The sequence below is a fragment of the Paraburkholderia humisilvae genome, from assembly GCF_902859855.1.
GTDB classification, from domain to species: domain Bacteria; phylum Pseudomonadota; class Gammaproteobacteria; order Burkholderiales; family Burkholderiaceae; genus Paraburkholderia; species Paraburkholderia humisilvae.
Genome location: NZ_CADIKH010000488.1, coordinates 1 through 558 on the forward strand (window position 1 = coordinate 1; position 558 = coordinate 558).

Here is a 558-nt window from a genome sequence, read left to right on the forward strand (position 1 = left end):
GGCGAGCACGGTGCAGAGACAATACCGCTTGCTGCTCAGCATTCTTCATCGGCACAAATCTCATGTTCGGTCGTGCCACCGCTTCGCAGATCGCTTCGGCATCGGCGACGTTGTTCTTGTTAGTCTTGACGTATGGTTTGACGAACTGCGGTACCATTAGCCGTACCGTGTGTCCAAAGCCTTGCAGCTTGCGAGCCCAATGATGAGCACTGCCACAGGCTTCCATGCCTATGAGGCAAGGAGTAAGCGTGGCAAAGAACGATGCCATCTGGTCGCGCTTGAGCCGCTTCCTCAAGGTGGCCTTGCCGTGTTCGTTCACACCGTGAATCGTAAGCGCGAATTAACGCACACCGCAATGAGCCGGCGCGTAGGGCTAGATCATGCAGGAACTAATACGTCGCGCGGCTTGGCAACGTTGAACGGCAACAGATCGCTGATATCGGCATTCGCTCCACGCTGCGGTAGTTCGGTTAGCACGCGAAGCAGATAGGTATACGGTTCGACGTTGCACGCGCGGCACGTGAGCATCAGGCTATAGATGATGGCGCTCGCCTTCGC

General features: G+C 56.5%; 1 protein-coding gene and 1 pseudogene. Both read right to left on the reverse strand.

Annotated features, from left to right (window positions below):
- A pseudogene (locus HV796_RS43185) lies at nucleotides 1-328 on the reverse strand (IS110 family transposase); the annotation flags it as partial.
- A gap of 50 nt (nucleotides 329-378) precedes the next feature.
- The coding region (locus HV796_RS43190; RefSeq protein WP_175233666.1) for a transposase domain-containing protein at nucleotides 379-558 on the reverse strand (180 nt) is incomplete at its 5' end.